This is a genomic window from Streptomyces olivochromogenes (assembly GCF_001514115.1).
Classification (GTDB): domain Bacteria; phylum Actinomycetota; class Actinomycetes; order Streptomycetales; family Streptomycetaceae; genus Streptomyces; species Streptomyces olivochromogenes.
The window spans coordinates 293,083-309,820 of the sequence record NZ_KQ948463.1; the positions used below are offsets into that span (position 1 = coordinate 293,083).

General features: G+C 70.5%; 18 protein-coding genes. All 18 read left to right on the plus strand.

The annotated features are described in order from the left end of the window. The first annotated feature begins 270 nt into the window (after positions 1 to 270). On the plus strand, positions 271 to 1,317 hold the full coding sequence (locus AQJ27_RS31570) for a 3-oxoacyl-ACP synthase III family protein (RefSeq protein ID WP_067375927.1): 1,047 nt from the start codon (positions 271 to 273) through the stop codon (positions 1,315 to 1,317). Next, the gene (locus tag AQJ27_RS31575) at positions 1,318 to 2,100 is read left to right on the plus strand and encodes an SDR family NAD(P)-dependent oxidoreductase (protein ID WP_067375929.1); all 783 of its coding nucleotides are present in this window, start codon (positions 1,318 to 1,320) and stop codon (positions 2,098 to 2,100) included. Positions 2,101 to 2,113: 13 nt separating this feature from the next. Next, complete coding sequence (locus AQJ27_RS31580; RefSeq protein ID WP_067375931.1) at positions 2,114 to 3,520, plus strand: class I adenylate-forming enzyme family protein; 1,407 nt, start codon at positions 2,114 to 2,116, stop codon at positions 3,518 to 3,520. Between the two features lie 131 nt (positions 3,521 to 3,651). Next, positions 3,652 to 4,491, plus strand: a complete 840-nt coding sequence (locus tag AQJ27_RS31585) for a hypothetical protein (protein ID WP_067375933.1) — start codon at positions 3,652 to 3,654, stop codon at positions 4,489 to 4,491. 305 nt (positions 4,492 to 4,796) lie between these two features. After that, on the plus strand, positions 4,797 to 5,492 hold the full coding sequence (locus AQJ27_RS31590; RefSeq protein ID WP_159064431.1) for a helix-turn-helix transcriptional regulator: 696 nt from the start codon (positions 4,797 to 4,799) through the stop codon (positions 5,490 to 5,492). Beyond that, the gene (locus tag AQJ27_RS31595; protein WP_067375935.1) at positions 5,485 to 6,159 is read left to right on the plus strand and encodes a 4'-phosphopantetheinyl transferase family protein; all 675 of its coding nucleotides are present in this window, start codon (positions 5,485 to 5,487) and stop codon (positions 6,157 to 6,159) included. Before AQJ27_RS31590 ends, AQJ27_RS31595 begins: the two co-directional genes overlap by 8 nt. Positions 6,160 to 6,326: 167 nt before the next feature. Then, complete coding sequence (locus AQJ27_RS31600) at positions 6,327 to 6,761, plus strand: pyridoxamine 5'-phosphate oxidase family protein (protein ID WP_159064432.1); 435 nt, start codon at positions 6,327 to 6,329, stop codon at positions 6,759 to 6,761. 102 nt (positions 6,762 to 6,863) lie between these two features. Continuing rightward, positions 6,864 to 8,066 carry an MFS transporter gene (locus AQJ27_RS31605; protein ID WP_067375939.1) on the plus strand — a complete coding sequence of 401 codons (1,203 nt, stop codon included), beginning with the start codon at positions 6,864 to 6,866 and terminating at the stop codon, positions 8,064 to 8,066. Between the two features lie 296 nt (positions 8,067 to 8,362). Then, positions 8,363 to 9,205, plus strand: a complete 843-nt coding sequence (locus AQJ27_RS31610; RefSeq protein ID WP_079065391.1) for a 2-amino-3,7-dideoxy-D-threo-hept-6-ulosonate synthase — start codon at positions 8,363 to 8,365, stop codon at positions 9,203 to 9,205. Positions 9,206 to 9,253: 48 nt separating this feature from the next. Further along, the gene (locus AQJ27_RS31615) at positions 9,254 to 9,526 is read left to right on the plus strand and encodes an acyl carrier protein (RefSeq protein ID WP_067375941.1); all 273 of its coding nucleotides are present in this window, start codon (positions 9,254 to 9,256) and stop codon (positions 9,524 to 9,526) included. Then, positions 9,523 to 9,786: a hypothetical protein gene (locus AQJ27_RS31620; RefSeq protein ID WP_067375943.1), complete on the plus strand. Its 264-nt coding sequence runs from the start codon at positions 9,523 to 9,525 to the stop codon at positions 9,784 to 9,786. Before AQJ27_RS31615 ends, AQJ27_RS31620 begins: the two co-directional genes overlap by 4 nt. Next, the gene (locus tag AQJ27_RS31625) at positions 9,776 to 10,984 is read left to right on the plus strand and encodes a beta-ketoacyl-[acyl-carrier-protein] synthase family protein (protein WP_067375945.1); all 1,209 of its coding nucleotides are present in this window, start codon (positions 9,776 to 9,778) and stop codon (positions 10,982 to 10,984) included. The genes AQJ27_RS31620 and AQJ27_RS31625 overlap by 11 nt, the downstream gene beginning before the upstream one ends. Beyond that, positions 10,981 to 11,742: a beta-ketoacyl-[acyl-carrier-protein] synthase family protein gene (locus tag AQJ27_RS31630; RefSeq protein ID WP_067375947.1), complete on the plus strand. Its 762-nt coding sequence runs from the start codon at positions 10,981 to 10,983 to the stop codon at positions 11,740 to 11,742. The genes AQJ27_RS31625 and AQJ27_RS31630 overlap by 4 nt, the downstream gene beginning before the upstream one ends. After that, entirely contained in the window at positions 11,739 to 12,281 is a 543-nt protein-coding gene (locus AQJ27_RS31635; protein WP_079065392.1) for a PaaI family thioesterase, read from the plus strand. The genes AQJ27_RS31630 and AQJ27_RS31635 overlap by 4 nt, the downstream gene beginning before the upstream one ends. A gap of 5 nt (positions 12,282 to 12,286) precedes the next feature. Further along, positions 12,287 to 13,534, plus strand: a complete 1,248-nt coding sequence (locus tag AQJ27_RS31640; RefSeq protein ID WP_079065393.1) for an FAD-dependent oxidoreductase — start codon at positions 12,287 to 12,289, stop codon at positions 13,532 to 13,534. Positions 13,535 to 13,539: 5 nt separating this feature from the next. Then, positions 13,540 to 14,472, plus strand: coding sequence for an arylamine N-acetyltransferase family protein (locus tag AQJ27_RS31645; RefSeq protein WP_067375951.1), 933 nt, complete (start codon positions 13,540 to 13,542; stop codon positions 14,470 to 14,472). Positions 14,473 to 14,570: 98 nt separating this feature from the next. Beyond that, positions 14,571 to 15,752: an LLM class flavin-dependent oxidoreductase gene (locus tag AQJ27_RS31650; protein ID WP_067375953.1), complete on the plus strand. Its 1,182-nt coding sequence runs from the start codon at positions 14,571 to 14,573 to the stop codon at positions 15,750 to 15,752. Beyond that, on the plus strand, positions 15,656 to 16,738 hold a 1,083-nt coding region (gene pdhA / locus AQJ27_RS31655; protein WP_079065400.1), incomplete at its 3' end, for a pyruvate dehydrogenase (acetyl-transferring) E1 component subunit alpha. The genes AQJ27_RS31650 and pdhA, both read left to right, overlap by 97 nt.

Genomic DNA, 16,738 nt, shown 5'->3' on the forward strand with positions numbered 1-16,738 from the left:
ACGGGGCAGGGCACACACCCCGTGCAGGAATCGGACGAGTGGGATCCGGCGTCGCAGGACGGGACCCGCTCCAGGGCGGCGCCGGACGAATCCGGGCCCACCACGAAACCACTCGTCCGCCCCGCACTGGCTGCTGGTGGTGGCGGTCCACGGAGGCCGTCCACGGAGGTCATCCACGACGACGGCCCTCGGCGGCCGTCACCACCAGCCGCGAAGTCACCCATCCAGTCGCCGCGTTGGCGGCGACCGCCAGGAGGAGAGTCCCGACCTATGACGAAGGCTGCCAGCACGATTCCGTACGGCGTGGGCATCCGGGCCATCGGAGGGTACGTGCCGAGCCAGGTGGTGACCAACGCAGACCTTGAGGAGCGCCTGGACACCACCGACGCCTGGATCAGCGAGCACATCGGCGTCAACACCCGGCACTGGTCCGCCCCCGAGGAGCGCACGTCCGACCTGGGCGCCGCCGCGCTGCTCGACGCCTGCGAGCGGGCCGGGGTCAGCCCCGACTCGATCGACCTGGTCATCTGCGGCACGTTCACGCCCGACCACATGCTGCCGGCGGCTGCTGTGGCCATCGCACGCAAGCTGGGACTGACCGGCGTTCCCGGGTTCGACGTGAACAGCGGGGGCTGCCCCGGCGGCACGTTCGCCCTCGACGTCGGTGCCAAGTACCTGCTGTCGGGCCAGTACCGCAGGATCGCGGTGGTCCTCGCCGACACCACGACCAAGACCCTCGACCCGGAGGACCGCACGGTCGGCGTGATCTTCGGTGACGCCGCCGCCTGCTACCTGCTCGAACCGTGTGCCCCGGGCACGGGCATGACGCCCGCCCTGCTGCGCAGCGACCCGAGCGCGTACGAGACCGCGTTCATCAAGCGGGAGCAGCGCACCTGGTCCAAGGACGGCAGCGACAAGCTGTCCGGCTTCGGCAGCAACTTCATGCACATGCACGGCCGTTCGGTGCGCAACTTCGCGCTGGACAACATGCCGAACTTCGTTCTCGAACTGCTCGAACACCACGAGATGACGGTCGAGGACATCGATCTGATCATCTTCCACCAAGCCAACTACCATCTGATCCACCTCCTCATGGAGAAGATCGGGCTGCCGCCGGAGCGCACCCTCACCAACGTCGAGCGCCTGGGCAACACCTCCGGCGCGGGGGTGCCGCTGGTGCTCCGCGAGGCCGTCGACACCGGCCGCGTCCGGGCGGGAGACACCGTCGTACTGGCCTCCTTCGGAGCCGGGATGAGCCATGGCGGCACGGTCATCAAGTGGACCGACGACGACGACTTCCTGGTGTCGGCGCAGTAGATGGACATCGAGGGAAAGGTCGCGCTCATCGCCGGCGGCACCTCCGGCCTCGGCTTCGCCGTGGCCGAGCGGCTGCTGGCGGCGGGTGCGGATGTTCTGGTCATGGGGCGCGACGCGGAGCGCGGGCACAAGGCCCTGGTGGAGCTCGGCGAGGGGGCGTCCTTCGCGGTCGGCGACATCACGGATCCGGACGACGTGGCCGCCGCGGTGGCCATGGCGGAGCGCCGGGGCGGCCCGCACATCGTCGTCAACTGCGCCGGGGCGACCGGGGCCGGACGCGTCGTGGGCAGCAAGGGCCCGCTGCCTCTCGCGGAGTTCCAGCGCCTCGTCCAGGTGAATCTGATCGGTACCTTCGACCTGGTCCGCACCTCCGCGGCGGCGATGCTCCGCCGCGCGCGGGGCGCCGACGACGGCGAGGGCGAGCCCGAGGAGCGCGGTGTCATCGTCTGCACCTCCTCCATCGCGGCGTACGACGGGCAGCAGGGCCAGGCGGCCTATGCGGCATCCAAGGCGGGTGTCGTCGGCATGACCCTGCCGCTCGCCCGCGACCTGGCCGGACACGCGGTGCGCGTGGTGACCGTGGCGCCTGGTCTGTTCGACACCCCGATGTTCGCCGGGCTGCCCGACCGGGTGCGCGGCGCGCTGGTGGGCGGCACCCCGTTCCCGCGACGGCTCGGCCGCCCCGAGGAGTTCGCGGCCCTGGTCCGGCACATCGTGGAGAACCCCATGATCAACGGCGAGGTGGTCCGGCTCGACGGGGCCTCACGCCTCGCGACTACCTGAGGAACGGACGGAAATGGCGGAGAGCACACAGTTCAGGTCCTGGCTCGAATCCCGTGTGACCGGGTCGGGCGACGACGACGTCTGGGCCGTCGGGGAGACCGTGGTCACCCGGCACCAGCTGAGGGAACGCGTCGAGTACGAGCGTGCGGCGCTCCAGGCGCGCAGCATCACCGAGGGCAGCGCGGTGGCCGTGCAGATGATGCCGAGCTTCTCCATGCTGTCGACCCTGTTCGCCCTCTGGTCGCTCGGCGCCCAGGTGCAGCTGCTCGACCCGCGGCTGACCAGGACGGAGACCAACCGGCTCATCGAACTGTGCGAGCCCCAGTTCCATGTCACATCAGGCGATCTCGGCGGTGTCTTCAGCTCGTTCCGCGACGAGACGCCCGTCGAAGGGATCCGGCTGAAGTCGGGGCGGCCCGCCAAGTCGGCGCATCCGCTGGTGCAGTTCAGCTCCGGGTCGACGGGCCTGCCGAAGGTGATCGGCCGCACGGACGCGTCGCTGTACGAGGAGATCGGACGCTTCGCGCGGCTGTCCGAGATGCCGCGCGCCGGTGAACGGGTGCTGCTGCTCAGCTCGATCATGCACTCCTTCGGTCTGATCGGTGGTGTCCTGCACGGCCTCGACGTCAGCGCGCCGCTGCACTTCAGCAGTCGGCCGCAGGCCCGGGAGCTGGTGCGCATGCTGGCCGAGCGGGAGATCGCGGCGGTCTTCGGCGTACCGCTCCACTTCAGCCTGCTCAGCCGAGTGCCTCAGGTCCCTGAACTCCCCGCGCTGCGGCTGGCGGTCAGCGGCGGCGAGCTGCTCGACGCGAAGGTGTACGACGAGTTCAAGACCGGCTACGGCATCACCGTCGGCCAGGCGTACGGCATGACGGAGACCGGAATCATCGCCACCGACCTGGGAGGCCGCTACGGACCGCCGGCCGTGGGCGAGGTCGTGCCGGGCCTGCGGACGAAGGTCCGCGAGGGCACCCTGCGCGTCCAACTGCCGGAGTGCCCCTATCTGTACGCAGACCGGGCGGACCGCTACGAGGACGGCTGGCTCGACACCAAGGACCGATGCTCGGTCCGGCCCGGCAGCGAGGCGCTGGAGATCACCGGACGCTCGGACTCACTCGTCGCGGTGGGTGGTCTGAAGGTCGATCTGACGGAGGTGGAGCAGATCCTCACCGAACACCCGCTGATCGAGGAGGCCGTGGTGGTGTTCGGCGATTCGATCGAGGCCCATGTGGTCACGAGTGGCGAGCTGTCCCGCGGTGACCTGCTCGGCTGGTGCCGTGAGCGGCTCGCCTCGTACAAGTTGCCGCGTGCCTTCCACTACGTCGCCCGGCTGCCGCGCACCTCGAACGGAAAGGTCGTCCGCAACCGTGAGCTACTCCACACGGCACAGGGCCGACTTACGAAATCCGCAGCTCAGTGAGGCGGCGATAGTAGGCGGAATTGTTACTTCCATGCCAAAAGATCTTTGAGTAACCCCCTGAACGCTCTAAGTTGAGTTTGCTGTAAGCAATCCGCTGCTCAGGCGGGCGTCACACAAGGGGGGACCCGGTCATGCGATCGGAAGAAGGCGAACACGACCACGTACACGAAGGGGGCGGCACCGGGGCGCTGGAAGAGCTGGCCCAGCAGGCCGAGACGGCGATCGTCCGGCTGCGGCAGTCCCTCGCGACGCTGCCTCAGCCGGGCTTAGCGGTCGGCGGGGGGCAGACGCTGCCCGACGAGGAGGTGCTGGGTTTCGTGGCCCAGGTGGCCGGCACCGCCTCCGGGCCATGGCTGGAGATGCGGTCGGGGGCGGGCCTGCGGCCCGAGGTACTCAAGGATCTGCCCGCCTTGGGCCCCGAACTGTTCGAGCGTGGCGTGGAGTTGCACATGCTCTGCCAGCACGTGACGCGCTTCGACCCCGAACTGCGGGAGGAACTGGGGCTCGTGGAGGAGCAGGGCGGCCTGGTCAGGACCATGGAGACGCTGCCGGGCTGGTTCCTCGTCCTGAGTGACTCGCTCGCCCTGGTCCCCGCGGCCGAGCGGGAGGGCGTCTCGGTGGTGACCGATCCGGCCATGGTCGGCGTTCTGCAGTCCGTCTTCACCGACTACTGGCTCAGGGCCCGCCCGTTCTCGCAGGGCGGCTGGCGCGGGGCGCGCCTGGAGGACGTGTCGCAGGAGGTCAACGCCGTCATCATCCGGATGCTGTGCACGGGCGCGAAGGACGAGCTCGTCGCCAAACGCCTCGGCATGTCCGTACGCACTCTGCGCCGCCGCATCGCCCACATGCTGGACGGACTGGGGGCCGCGAGCCGTTTCCAGGCGGGTTTCGAGGTCGGCCGCTCGCTGGGCGACGAAGCCATCTGCGACGCGGAACGGCCCCTGGAGGATCGTTTCGGCGCATCGGCCTGACGCCGGGACCCGGAAACTCCGGCCCGTAAAATAGTTGCCGCTTATACCAAATTCGCCGGGACGCGCGCATCACCCTCGCGCCAGACACGTCAGGTTGTTGTCAGTCAGGATCCTGAGGTTCTCAAAAGTGGATCGAGCTGCGTCGTTCGATCACTATGGACTTCGGAGCGTCCCGGTCCCGGCCGATGAAGTCCAGGCGTCCTACCACGAGAATCCGTGGCTCCGCGGAAAAAGAGCCACGGATTCTCGTGTGTAGCGCTCCACCGTTTCGCTCCGATTCGATGAAGTGCTTACAGGGGGTTGGCATGTCGGACTTGGTGATGCTCAAGGAATCCACCGCCGTTGGTGCACGTTCGGCCGGCAGAGGCGTACTCGTGGCCCTGTCCAGCGAGGTCATACGCTGGGGAATCTGCAACATGCTCGAACGGCTCGATCCGCCGCGCCATATCGAGCCGCACGACGATGTCGCGTCCGCCTCGGACATCCTGCGCAGCGGCCTGTACTCCCTGGTGATCGTCGACGCCACCGACGGCGAGGACGTCCTGCTTCAGCTGACAGAGAACGCGGGACGGCTCGGAGTCAAGGTTCTCGTGCTGCTCGCCCGCGTCGACGCGAGCGCGGTGGAGCGGATCGCGGCCCTGCCGGCCGACGGGTTCCTCGTGCAGTCCGATCTCACGCTGGAGTGCATGAACGAGACGCTTGAGCGACTGGACCGGGGTGACCTGCCGATTCCGGCGACCATGGTGCGCCAGCTCATGGCGCGGGCCCGCAGCGGCGGCGCCCGCGCCTTCCAGGCACAGGTGCGGCTGACCCCGCGTGAGCACGACGTCCTGCACCTGATGGGCGAGGGGCTGAGCAACAAACAGATAGCCAGGCGGTTCGGCATATCGGTGCACGGTGTGAAGCGGCATGTCACCAATGTGCTGGCCAAGCTCAACTGCCCCAACCGCACGCAGGCCGTGTCGATCGCGCTCAAGCAGGGCCTGCTCGCCAGTGGATGACGAGTCCGACGCTCCGGTCGTCCACCTGAGCAGGCTGGACGCAGCCGAGCGAGCCACCGGCCCGGAGCCCGACTGGGCGCTCCTCAGCCCGGACGAGCGGGCCCGGGCCGACCGGATGCCGCCCTCCGCGCGGCGCGTGTGGATCCGCTCCCGCGCGCTGCTGCGGACGACGGTGGCGCACCATCTGGGTTGCTCCACCCGCGAGGTGCGACCGGCCCGCGACCCGCTGGGCAGGCCGTTCCTGCCCGACGCGCCGCATCTGCACATCAGCCTGGCGCACACGACCGACTGCTGTGCGGTGGCGGTCAGTACGGCGGGTCCGGTGGGCGTGGACGTCGAGTGGGTCAGACCGGTGAGCCTGCCCGACGGACTGGCCCGGCGCATCCTCGGGCCCGCAGAGCTCGAGGAGTGGGACCGGGTCGCCACCCCGGACCGCACCCGGTGGCTGCTGCGCCGCTGGACCTGGAAGGAAGCACTGCTCAAGGCCGAGGGAATCGGGCTCGCGGGCGGCCCGCGTTCCTTCCGGGTGCGGCGGACGGCGGACGGACTGCGGGTCAGCGGCGGCCGGCACCGGCCGGAGTGCTGGTGGCTGGAGGAGGTCCCGGCGGGCCCGCGGCACGTCGCCGCGGTCGCCCGCGACCGGCGGGGCCGCACCCCGCGCCGATGACGACGGCGGACTCCCCGTACGCCGAGATGTGAACGTCCCCGAACGCACGGAGCGCTGTTTCGCCATGCCTCATTTCAGCCGGGCAGGCGGAACAAACAAGTCCCACACAATGTCCCCGAGTGTCTGAAAGGAATTCTCCGATGGCGAGAGACGTGAAAGGACGGGTCGTGCGACCCGTACGCGCGGTGCTGATAACACGCCGCCGTGACGACGGAATTCAGGCGTCCCCCGTCTCCGGCCTGGCGATCGGAGATGACTGCTTTCTCGTCACCTCCAGCCAGGTGACCGCCAAGACACAGAATATCCGGCGCGATCCCCGGGTGGCGATCTGCGTGGTGTCCGAGAGCTGGTACGGCCCCTGGCAGACGATCGAGGGAAACGCGGAGATCCGGAGCCTTCCCGACGCGTTCGACGACCTCAAGGAGTTCCACCGCGTGCGGGACGGCGGCCCGCTGGGTGTGGGACCGGACTTCGACAGGAAGCTCCGCGCGACCTGGGAGGCCGAGGCCAAGGTGCTCATCGCGGTGCACGCCGAGCGCGTCGCCCGCGCGCCCTCGATCGACGAGCTCGCCTCCGCCCTCGCCTCTCGGCAGATCCGCTAGCCCCCGAACCGTTGCTCCCGCGGCACCCTTCCCCACTCTCGATATAGAACATTCGTTCGAAAACCTGTCCCCCGAAATCCCGCTCGCCCCTTGGGAGAAGAGATGAAACGCATCGCACCACTCGCCCTCGGCATGTTCGCCATCGGACTCGACGCCTTCATCCTGTCCGGGCTGCTGCCGGGCATGGCCGACTCCTTCGACGTGTCCCTCGCCGCAGTCGCCCAGGTCGTCACCGGCTTCACCTTCGCGTTCGCGATCAGCGCCCCCCTGCTCGCCGTGGCCACGGCGAAGGTCGGCCGCAAGAAGCTCGCGCTCTACGCCCTCGCCATCTTCGCGATCGCCAACGCGGCCAGCGCCCTCGCCCCCTCGCTGTGGGTGATGGTGCTCGTCCGCGTCCTGGCCGGCGCCGTCGGCGGCGTCTACTCACCGGCCGCCGTGGGCACGGCCGTTCAACTCGTGCCGCCGGCCCAGCAGGGCCGCGCGCTCGGCACCATCATGAGCGGCCTGTCCGTGTCGACGATCCTCGGTGTGCCGGTGGGTGTGCTCGTCGGCACGCAGGTCGGCTGGCGCGCGGCCCTGTGGGTCGTGGTCGGCGTCATCATCGTCGCGATCATCACCATCGCCGCGCTCGTCCCGTCCGTCGGCGCCGCGCCCACACCCGGCCTCAAGGACCGGTTCGCCGTCCTGACCGACGGCCGGGTGCTGGGACGGATGTTCGTGATGTTCCTGTACGGCGTCGCGCAGATGGGCCTCGTCTACACCTTCCTGCCCTCGATCCTCAAGGACAGCGCCGGTGTCTCCACCAAGAGCCTGCCGGTCTACCTGCTGATCGCGGGGGTGACCTCGTTCGTCGGCAACGCCCTGGCCGGCGCCCGCCTCGACAAGGGCACGTCGCCCAAGTTCATGCTGGGCACGGCGCTCGCGGCAGTGGCGGTCATCATCGCCGTCTTCCCCTACGGCGCGTTCAACGCCGTCGCCGCCGGAGTCGTCATCCTCTTCTACGGGTTCGCCGTGGCCCACGTCCAACTGCCGCTCCAGTACCAGCTGATGCGCATCGTGCCGCAGCACACCAGCATCGTGGTCTCGCTGCTCAACTCTGCCCTGTACCTGGGTACCGCGGTCGGTGCCGCGATCGGCGGCGCCGTCCTCGCGGGCGCCTCGACGACGGCGCTGACGTGGATCGGCGCCGCCGTGGTGACCGTCGCTCTGCTGATCAGCCTCGCCATCAAGCAGGGCGAGGCCCCGCAGGCCGTGCCGGGCACGGCACCCGCGAACGACGCCCAGCCGCAGGGCGCCGCCTCCTGACCCACCCCGCACCACGCATCACCGCCGGCCTCCACGGCCGCACTCATTCGGGGCACACTCCCCCGGTGCCCCCCCCCGGGCCCGTCGCGTCCATCACGCGGCGGGCCCGGACGCGTGTGCGCTTCCAGGGGCTGACGGACCGGGGTGGGTGCGAAGGCGACGGTGGACTGCCTGTACGGCTACCTCCGATGGCCTGTTCCGGCGCCCCGCAGGAGCTGTCCTTTCGAGGATTCTGCGCAGGCCGGGGCGCCGAAAGAATCTCCTCAGTGTTTCCGCCACTTGGGGGTAGATCGAATATGGTTGCGTTGACCACGGGACTGGACGTCAGGCTCTCCCGGCTCTCTCGACATCGCGCCGGCCACTTCCTGTTCGTGCCCATGGACCACTCCGTGGCCGACGGCCCCATCACCACCGCCGCCCGGTTCAACCACCTGGTGAGCACGGTCGTGGACAACGGAGCCGACGCGATCGTGGTGCACAAAGGCCGCGCCCGTGCGGTGGACCCCCAACTGCTGCGCAGCTGCGGGCTGATCGTCCACCTCAGCGCGAGCACCCCGCACGCGCCCGACGGCGACGCGAAGATCCTCGTCGGCGACGTCGCGGACGCCGTCAGGGCGGGCGCCGACGCGGTGAGCGTGCATGTGAACATCGGCGCCGACACGGAGGCCGCGCAACTGGCCGACCTGGGCACCGTCGCCCGTGCCTGCCAGGAGTGGAACCTGCCCCTGCTGGCCATGGTCTACCCGCGCGGTCCCCGCATCGCCGACCCGCACGTCCCCGCCCTGCTCTCGCACGTCGTCAACATCGCCGCCGACCTCGGCGCGACCATGGTGAAGACGACGTGGGCGGTACCCGCCGAGGGCATGGCGGAGGTCACCGAGAGCTGCCCCATCCCGGTCCTCGTCGCCGGCGGCCCGAGCGACAGCGGCAGCCTCGCCGACTACGCGGCCACCGCCCTGGATGCCGGCTGCCGCGGCCTCGCCGTGGGTCGCCGCGTCTTCGAGAGCGCCGACCCGGGCGCCGCCGTCCGCGAGGTCGCGGCCGTCGTACACGGTCACCGGCCGGGCCTCGCCACCGCGTCCGTACTGCCGTCGCTCGCCACCGTGCAGCACCGGGCGAGCGTCCCAGCGCAGATCTGAGCACCCCCCGTCGACCGTCAACCCCACGACCCGCAAGGGAGCCGAACCATGCAGGAAGAGACCCGGGACTTCGTCCTCGCCGTCATCCGCGACGTCATCAACCTCCCCGTCCCCGAAGGCGCCGACGCGGACACCCCGCTCGGCCCCGAAGGCCTCGAACTCGAATCCCTCGCCATGATCGAGCTGCTGCTCCAGCTGGAGGGCGAGTACGACGTCGAACTGCCGGAGGAGGACGTGGACCCCAAGACGGTCCGCACCCTCGGCCAGCTGGTCCAGGTGGTGGTCGACCGGCGTACGGCGGTGGCGGGAGCCGGGCGTTGATCACGCGCGGTGACATAGAACGTCTTCTCATCGACAGCGGGATCACACCCGAACCCGGCCCCGAGGGCCCCGACGAGTTCGTCGTCGACTCACTCACTCTCGTCTGGATGCTGCACCTGCTGGAGGAGCGGCACGGCATCCCGTGGGAGCCCGAGGAGGAGGAACTCGTCGGCTTCACCTCGACGAGCGGCGCCCAGGCCGTGCTGGCCCGGCGCTTTCCCGGCCAGGTGGAACAGGGAGAGGTAACCCATGGCAGCTGAAGTGGCCATCACCGGCTACGGAGTCTTCACCTCGTACGGATTCGGCACGCAGGCTCTGCGCGACGGTCTCTTCGCGGGCCACACCGGCTTCACTCCGGTCACCCGGTTCGACTCGACGCCGTACCACGCGGACCGCGCGGCGACGTACGAGGGAGAAGGACCCGAGATCCCGGGCCTCCCGTTGAAGCCGGGCGTCACGCCCGGGCAGGGAGAGGTCCTGCGGGCATGTGCGCTGGCGGCACTCGCGATGGCCCGGCACAACGGCGCGGACGCGCCGGTGCTGCTGGGCACCGCGGGCGACCACTCCGGCAACCGGGGCTTCTGGGAGGACATCGCCACCGGCCGAGCCCCGGCCGACCCGCGGGTACTGGACAGCCTGCCCTCGCGGCTCGCCGAGCGGCTGGGCGAGGAACTGGGCCTGGGCCGCCGGCGGCTGGCGTTCGTGAACGCCTGTGTCGCGTCGACCAACGCCATCGCGCACGGCGCCGACCTCATCAGCCGGGGCAGCGCGGACGTGGTCGTGGCGGGCGGCTCGTACCTCGTCACCGAGGACGTCTTCGCCAAGTTCGACTCGGGCAAGGCACTGAGCAGAGAGGGTGTCGTACGCCCCTTCGCCAAGGGGCGCATGGGACTGCTGCAGGGCGACGGCGTGGCCGTGCTGGTCCTGGAGTCGGTGCGGCACGCCCAGGAGCGGGGCGCCGACATCCTCGGGAAGGTGGCCGGCTGGGGCATGGCCGCCGACGCCCACCACGTCATCCAGCCGCATCCCCGCGGCGAGGGCATGGCCGCCGCGGCGACCGCAGCCATCCGCAAGGCCGGCATCGCCCCCGAACAGATCGGCTACGTCAACGCCCACGGCACCGGTACGCCACTCAACGACGTGGCCGAGACCGCCGCGCTGCATCGCGTCTTCGGCGAGCACGCGCCCCGCGTCCCGGTCAGCTCCACCAAGAGCGGTACCGGTCACATGCTGGAGGCCACCGGAGCGGTCGAAGCCGTCATCACCCTGCTCGCCCTGCGCGAGGGGCTGCTGCCGCCCACGCTCGGCTACCAGGAACCCGATCCGGACTGCGACTTGGACTACGTACCGAACACGGCCCGGCCCGCCGACATCACGCACGCCCTGTCGCTCAACGCGGCCTTCGGAGGGGTGAACGCCGCGCTGGTGCTGGAGCGCGCAGGAGAGGACGCAGCATGACCGCACGTACGAACACCCCCGCCGCGGCGGACTTCGTCCGCCCCCGCGCGGTCGCCGGCGCCGCGTGTCTGGCGCCGTGGGGCGAGCGGGCCGAGGGCGTACCGGGAGGCGCCGCGGAGGAACTCCCCAAGGTCGTCGGCTTCGTGCTGTCCCGGTTCAGCCCGATCGTCAACGCAGCCGTCGTCGAGTGCCTCGGCGACCCGACGTCCGAGGACAACCTGGTCGGCCAGGCCGGCCCGCGCACCGCGATGGTGCTCGCCACCATGTACGGGGACACCGTCACCGGCGACACGGCGACGGCGCGGATGGTCGACGGGAAAGTGCACAGCCCGCTGCTGTTCTTCCAGTCGGTGACCACGTCGATCCTCGGCCATCTCACCAAGAAGTACGGCATCACCGGCCCGTTGACGTCGCTGTCCCATCTGACCGACCCGGGCGGCCAGGCCCTGCTGCTCGCCGACTCGCTGCTGGAATCGGACGCCGCGGACCAGGTCGTGATCGTGGGCGTCGAGACGGCCGCCAACGAGCGGGCCGCATCGGTACAGCAACGGCTGACGGAGAATCAGGAGCAGGTGGGCGCGCTGCCCGTCTCGGACGCCGCTGCCGTCGTACTGCTGCGCAAGGCCGGTCAGGGCAGCGAGCGGTTGCCACTGCTCGCCTCGGCCGTCACGGAGCCCGACGGCGCCGCAGCCCCTGAGTACGGCTGGCTCAGCGGTCTGGTGGCCGCAGGCCGCGTGCAGGCGGGTGTCGCCGCATGAGCGCGCCCGTGGATTCCCGTCCCGGGAAGCGGACCGGCGACGAGCAGCGCACCGAACAGCCCGAGCCGCAGACCGCCGAACAGGCCGAGCAGGAGGCCGTCTTCGAGGCGCCCTTCAACATGGAGACGCTGACCCGGCCCGATCTGCTGACCACCAGCCTCGGCATCGTCGTCGAGGACTGGAACCCGCAGCGGATCGTGGGCAGCCTCCCGCTGGACCGCAACCGCCAGTACTACGGCTTCCTGCACGGAGGGGCCAGCGCCGCCCTCGTCGAGACGCTCGGCTCGCTGGCCGCCGTCCTGGAGGCCGGTGTCGGCGGCATGGTCCTGGGCCAGGAGCTGTCCGTGACCCACCATCGGGCCGCCCGCGGCTCCGGTTCGGTCATCGGCATCTGCACCCCCCTGTTCGTGGGCACGTCGGTGGCGACGTACGAGGTCACGGTGCACGACCAGCGCGAGCGGCGCATCGCCACCGGGCGCATCACCTGTCAGCTGCGGCGCCGCAGCGTCCGCAGTCCCGAACCCGAGAAGAAGGTGTAGAGCCCATGGCTGATGAGTCGGCTACCGCTGTCCGTACGACGGCAGACGCCTGCGTGGTGGGAGCCGGGCCGGTGGGCCTGCTCGCCGCACTGGCCCTGGGCCGGCAGGGCTGGCAGGTCACCCTTCTGGAACGCCGGCCCGAGCCGGCGCCCGGCGGCCCGCCACCGGGCGCCCCGGCCGTGGTGAACATCGTCCAGCCCGTCACCCTGCACCTGCTCAACCAGCTCGGTCTGCTCGACCGGCTCACCGAGGGCGCCGGCATCATCCCGGGCGCCGAGATCTACTTCGGCGGTCACCTCGCCGCGCGCTACCGCTACGCCGAACTCGACGGCAGCCCCGTACCGCACGCGCTGTCCATCCGCTCCTTCGACCTGGTGCGGCTGCTGCTCGCCGAGGTCGCCGAGCTGTCGAACGTGACGGTGGTGTGGGAGGCCGACACGCAGGCGCTGACCCGCGGCCGGGACGGTGCCGGCAGCACGCTCACCGTCGTCACCCCCGAGCAGCGGCTGGTCGTCGACGCACGGTTCGTGCTCGCCGCCGACGGACGCTCCTCCACGATCCGCGAGCTGGCGGGCATCCCGGCCGAGGTGGTGCCCTCCACCGGCTCGTACCTGGACGTCGTCGTACCGAGCCCGCCCGACTGGGACGGCGTGGCCCGCGCGCACTTCGGAGCGCACGGCTATCTGCTGGAGACCCGCCGCGCCGAGGAGGGCCTCGTCCTGGTGTGGATCACCGACTCGGTGACCGCGGCGCAGGTGACCGAGGGGCCGATCGAGCTCCTCGTCGAGACGCTGTCAGGGGTCGTGCCCCGGCTCGGCGACTGGATCGCCGAGCACATCAAGGACTGGGACCAGGTCCGCCGCGTACAGCACCACTTCGTGCGCACCAAGACCTGGAACCTGGACAACGTCGTGCTGGTCGGTGACAGCGCGCACGGCATGCACGCCTTCGGCGGGCAGGGCCTCAACACCTCGCTCCAGGATGCCGCCTGCCTGGCCGAGATGGTCGACAGCGCGCTGCGCGGCGACACCTCCGCGGGCATCGAGCGGTACGAGGCCCTGCGGCGCCCCTTCATCGAGGCCTTCCAGTCGCTCCAGGTGAGCAACACGCAGGAGCCGCCCGCCGGTGCGGCCGCCGAGGAGGAGCGGGCCCCCGAGTTCGAGGTGCTCGCCCTCGGCCAGCCCGCGATCCGTCCCCTGATCGCCGACGCCGCGGCCTTCCTGGCCGAGGACAACGGCCAGCACAGGAGGTAGTCACCGTGTTCCGTCTGGATTCCTATGCCCAGCGCATCGGCTACGCGGGCCCGTTCACCCCGACCCTGGACGTTCTGCGCGACATCTGCCGCGCGCACGCGCTGAGCGTGCCGTTCGAGTCGCTGGACGCCCTGGAGAGCAGGCTGGTCCTGGAGGACGACCTGCTCTTCGCCAAGGTCGTCGCCGACCGGCGCGGCGGCGCCTGCTTCGAGAACCACACCCTCTTCCACCGGGTGTTGCGCGAGATCGGCTTCGACGTCTCCTTCCTCGGCGCGTACATGTGGCGCCCGCACCACGGCGAGTACTCCAGGGTCTTCGCGCACATGCTGCTCAAGGTCCGCCTGAAGGAGGCGGACTGGCTGGTGGACGTCAGCTTCTCGCACGACACGTTCATCGAGCCGGTTCCGCACACCTACGGGGAGTTCGAGCAGCGCGGCTGGGACTTCCGTATCGCGGCCGCACCGGGTGTCGAGGGCGGCGAGGGTGTGGAGGGCGACTGCGACGTGGTCGAGCGGCGCGGGGCGGACGGCCAGTGGGTGCCGCTGTACAAGTTCGGCGGTGAGCCGCGCCGGGTGGGGGAGTTCCAGGAGTGCCTGGACTACCTGTCGGGACCTGACTCCCGCTCGCAGATCATGAACACCCTGATCTGCGCGCGGACGCTGCCCGAGGGCAAGCTCACCGTCATCAACGACCTGCTGATCACCGCCAGGCCGGGAGAGGAGTCGGTGCGCAGGCTGCGCAACGTCGAGGAGGCGTCGGCCTTCCTCGATCTGATCTTCGAGGGCCACGCCCCGCTGTCCGCGCGCGCCCGGCGGATCTGGCGCGAGCGCTTCGCCCAGGACGGCGATCGCGCGGCCGCCGAGCCACCGCGACCGGCCGCGGCCGCCGAGAAACCGGCCGCGCCGAACGCGCCGGCCGTAGCGGCCTCCGACTGGTGAACCCTCGCCTGCTACCGACCCCCTACCCGGGCGGCGGAGCAGCACAAGCACCCGCGTACCAAAGCGCCTGTCGCACCGAAGCACCCGGAAGGAACGACATGACAGCCGAAGCCGCACAGCCCCTCCGGTTCGGGGCTTTCCTCTCCCCGTTGCACCCGCTCGGAGAGGATCCGACCCTCACCATGTGGCGGGACCTCGATCTGATCGGATGGCTCGACCAGCTCGACTTCGAGGAGTTCTGGATCGGCGAGCACCACTCGGCCGGCTGGGGTGTCATTCCATCACCGGAGCTGTTCATCGCCGCCGCGGCCGAGCGCACCCGGCACATCAAGCTCGGCACCGGCGTGATCAGCCTGCCCTACCACCACCCGTACATGGTGGCCTCGCGTGCCGTGCAGCTCGACCACCAGACCCGTGGCCGCTTCATCCTGGGCGTGGGAGCCGGTTCGCTCCCCTCCGACATGCATCAGCTCGGCATCGCGCCGGCCGACACCCGGCAGCGCACCGCCGAGGCCCTCGGCACGGTGCTGCACCTGCTGCGTTCCGAGGAGCCGCTCACCGTGGACCACGGTTGGTACCGGCTCAACGACGCACGGTTGCAGCTGCGGCCCTGGTCGCGGGACGGCGTGCAGGTCGCGCTGTCCAGCGCGACCTCACCGTTCAGCATGAGGCTGGCCGGGCAGCACGGCATCACTCCGCTCTCCTTCGGTGCGCCCCGGCCCGGCAGCGGACCGAGCGACCTGAAGGAGCAGTGGCTCCACCTGGAGGAGGCCGCCGAGGCGCACGGGCGCACCCCGGACCGCTCCGCATGGCGCGTCACCCTGCCGCTGCACATCGCGGAGACCCGTGAGGAGGCCTTCGGCCAGGTCCTCGACGGGTGGCTTCGCTACCGCAACGAATACTGGGCCGAAACCCTCGGCCTGCCGGTCGCGCTCTCCCCGGCCGACGCCCGGAAGGCGCTGGAGTCGACCGTCGAGAACATGGGCGCGATCATCGGCTCCGTGGACGACGCCATCGCCACGATCCAGCGGATCCAGGAGGTCACCGGAGGATTCGGCCGACTCCTGGTCAACGTGCAGGACTGGGCGTCCCACGAGCAGACGAAGCGCAGTTTCGAGCTCCTCGCCCGCTATGTGGCTCCCCGGTTCACCGGGGCGCTGCGCGGCCTCGAAGCGTCCCAGCGGTGGACTGCCGAGCGCAGCCAGGCCTTCCTCGGCGCGGCCTTCGCCGCACAGCAGAAGGCCGTCCAGGACAGCGGAACCGTGCGGGCGGGTGGCTGACGGTGACCGTTGCGGCCGAGTCGGACTTCGTCCAGTTGCTCACTCCTGAGGGCGAGCGGACCGAGCACCCGCAGTACGGGCTCGACCTCGCGCCGCAGGAGTTGCGCGGTCTGTACCGGGACATGGTGCTGACCCGCCGCTTCGATGCCGAGGCCACCTCCCTGCAGCGCCAGGGCGAACTCGGTCTGTGGCCCTCCTCGTTCGGCCAGGAGGCCGCCCAGATCGGGTCTGGCCGGGCCGTCCAGGAGGGCGACCACGTCTTCCCCAGCTACCGTGAGCACGGCGTCGCCTGGTGCCGCGGGGTCGACCCGACCAACCTGCTCGGCATGTTCCGGGGTGTGAACAACGGCGGCTGGGACCCGGACGCCGACAACTTCCACCTCTACACCCTCGTCATCGGCTCGCAGGCCCTGCACGCCACGGGCTACGCGATGGGTGTCGCCAAGGACGGCGCGGACTCGGCCGTGATCGCGTACTTCGGGGACGGCGCCTCCAGCCAGGGCGACGTGATGGAGTCCTTCAACTTCGCGGCGGTCTACGACGCCCCGGTGGTGTTCTTCTGCCAGAACAACCAGTGGGCGATCTCGATGCCGACCGAGAAGCAGACCCGCGTCCCGCTCTACCAGCGCGCGCTGGGCTTCGGCTTCCCGGGCGTCCGGGTCGACGGCAACGACGTCCTGGCCTGCCTGGCGGTCACCAAGTCGGCGCTGGAGCGGGCCCGCCGCGGCGAGGGCCCCACCCTCGTGGAGGCGTACACCTACCGCATGGGCGCGCACACCACCTCCGACGACCCGACGCGCTACCGCATGTCCACGGAGGTGGAGAGCTGGCGGCGGCGCGACCCGGTCCAGCGCCTCGCCACTTACCTCACCGCCGAGGGCTGGGCCGACCGGGCCTATCTGGACTCGGTGGAGGAGGAGAGCGAACTCCTCGGGCGCCGCGTCCGAGAGGCCGTCCGCGTCATGCCCACTCCCGACCCGAACCTG

Coding starts and splice junctions, on each gene's coding strand:
- AQJ27_RS31625 (WP_067375945.1), top strand. CDS start 9,776: ATGGCAGCTGAAGTGGCCATCACCGGCTACGGAGTCTTCACCTCGTAC.
- AQJ27_RS31610 (WP_079065391.1), top strand. CDS start 8,363: ATGGTTGCGTTGACCACGGGACTGGACGTCAGGCTCTCCCGGCTCTCT.
- AQJ27_RS31635 (WP_079065392.1), top strand. CDS start 11,739: ATGAGCGCGCCCGTGGATTCCCGTCCCGGGAAGCGGACCGGCGACGAG.
- AQJ27_RS31605 (WP_067375939.1), top strand. CDS start 6,864: ATGAAACGCATCGCACCACTCGCCCTCGGCATGTTCGCCATCGGACTC.
- AQJ27_RS31615 (WP_067375941.1), top strand. CDS start 9,254: ATGCAGGAAGAGACCCGGGACTTCGTCCTCGCCGTCATCCGCGACGTC.
- AQJ27_RS31630 (WP_067375947.1), top strand. CDS start 10,981: ATGACCGCACGTACGAACACCCCCGCCGCGGCGGACTTCGTCCGCCCC.
- AQJ27_RS31580 (WP_067375931.1), top strand. CDS start 2,114: ATGGCGGAGAGCACACAGTTCAGGTCCTGGCTCGAATCCCGTGTGACC.
- AQJ27_RS31575 (WP_067375929.1), top strand. CDS start 1,318: ATGGACATCGAGGGAAAGGTCGCGCTCATCGCCGGCGGCACCTCCGGC.
- AQJ27_RS31590 (WP_159064431.1), top strand. CDS start 4,797: ATGTCGGACTTGGTGATGCTCAAGGAATCCACCGCCGTTGGTGCACGT.
- AQJ27_RS31570 (WP_067375927.1), top strand. CDS start 271: ATGACGAAGGCTGCCAGCACGATTCCGTACGGCGTGGGCATCCGGGCC.
- AQJ27_RS31650 (WP_067375953.1), top strand. CDS start 14,571: ATGACAGCCGAAGCCGCACAGCCCCTCCGGTTCGGGGCTTTCCTCTCC.
- AQJ27_RS31585 (WP_067375933.1), top strand. CDS start 3,652: ATGCGATCGGAAGAAGGCGAACACGACCACGTACACGAAGGGGGCGGC.
- AQJ27_RS31640 (WP_079065393.1), top strand. CDS start 12,287: ATGGCTGATGAGTCGGCTACCGCTGTCCGTACGACGGCAGACGCCTGC.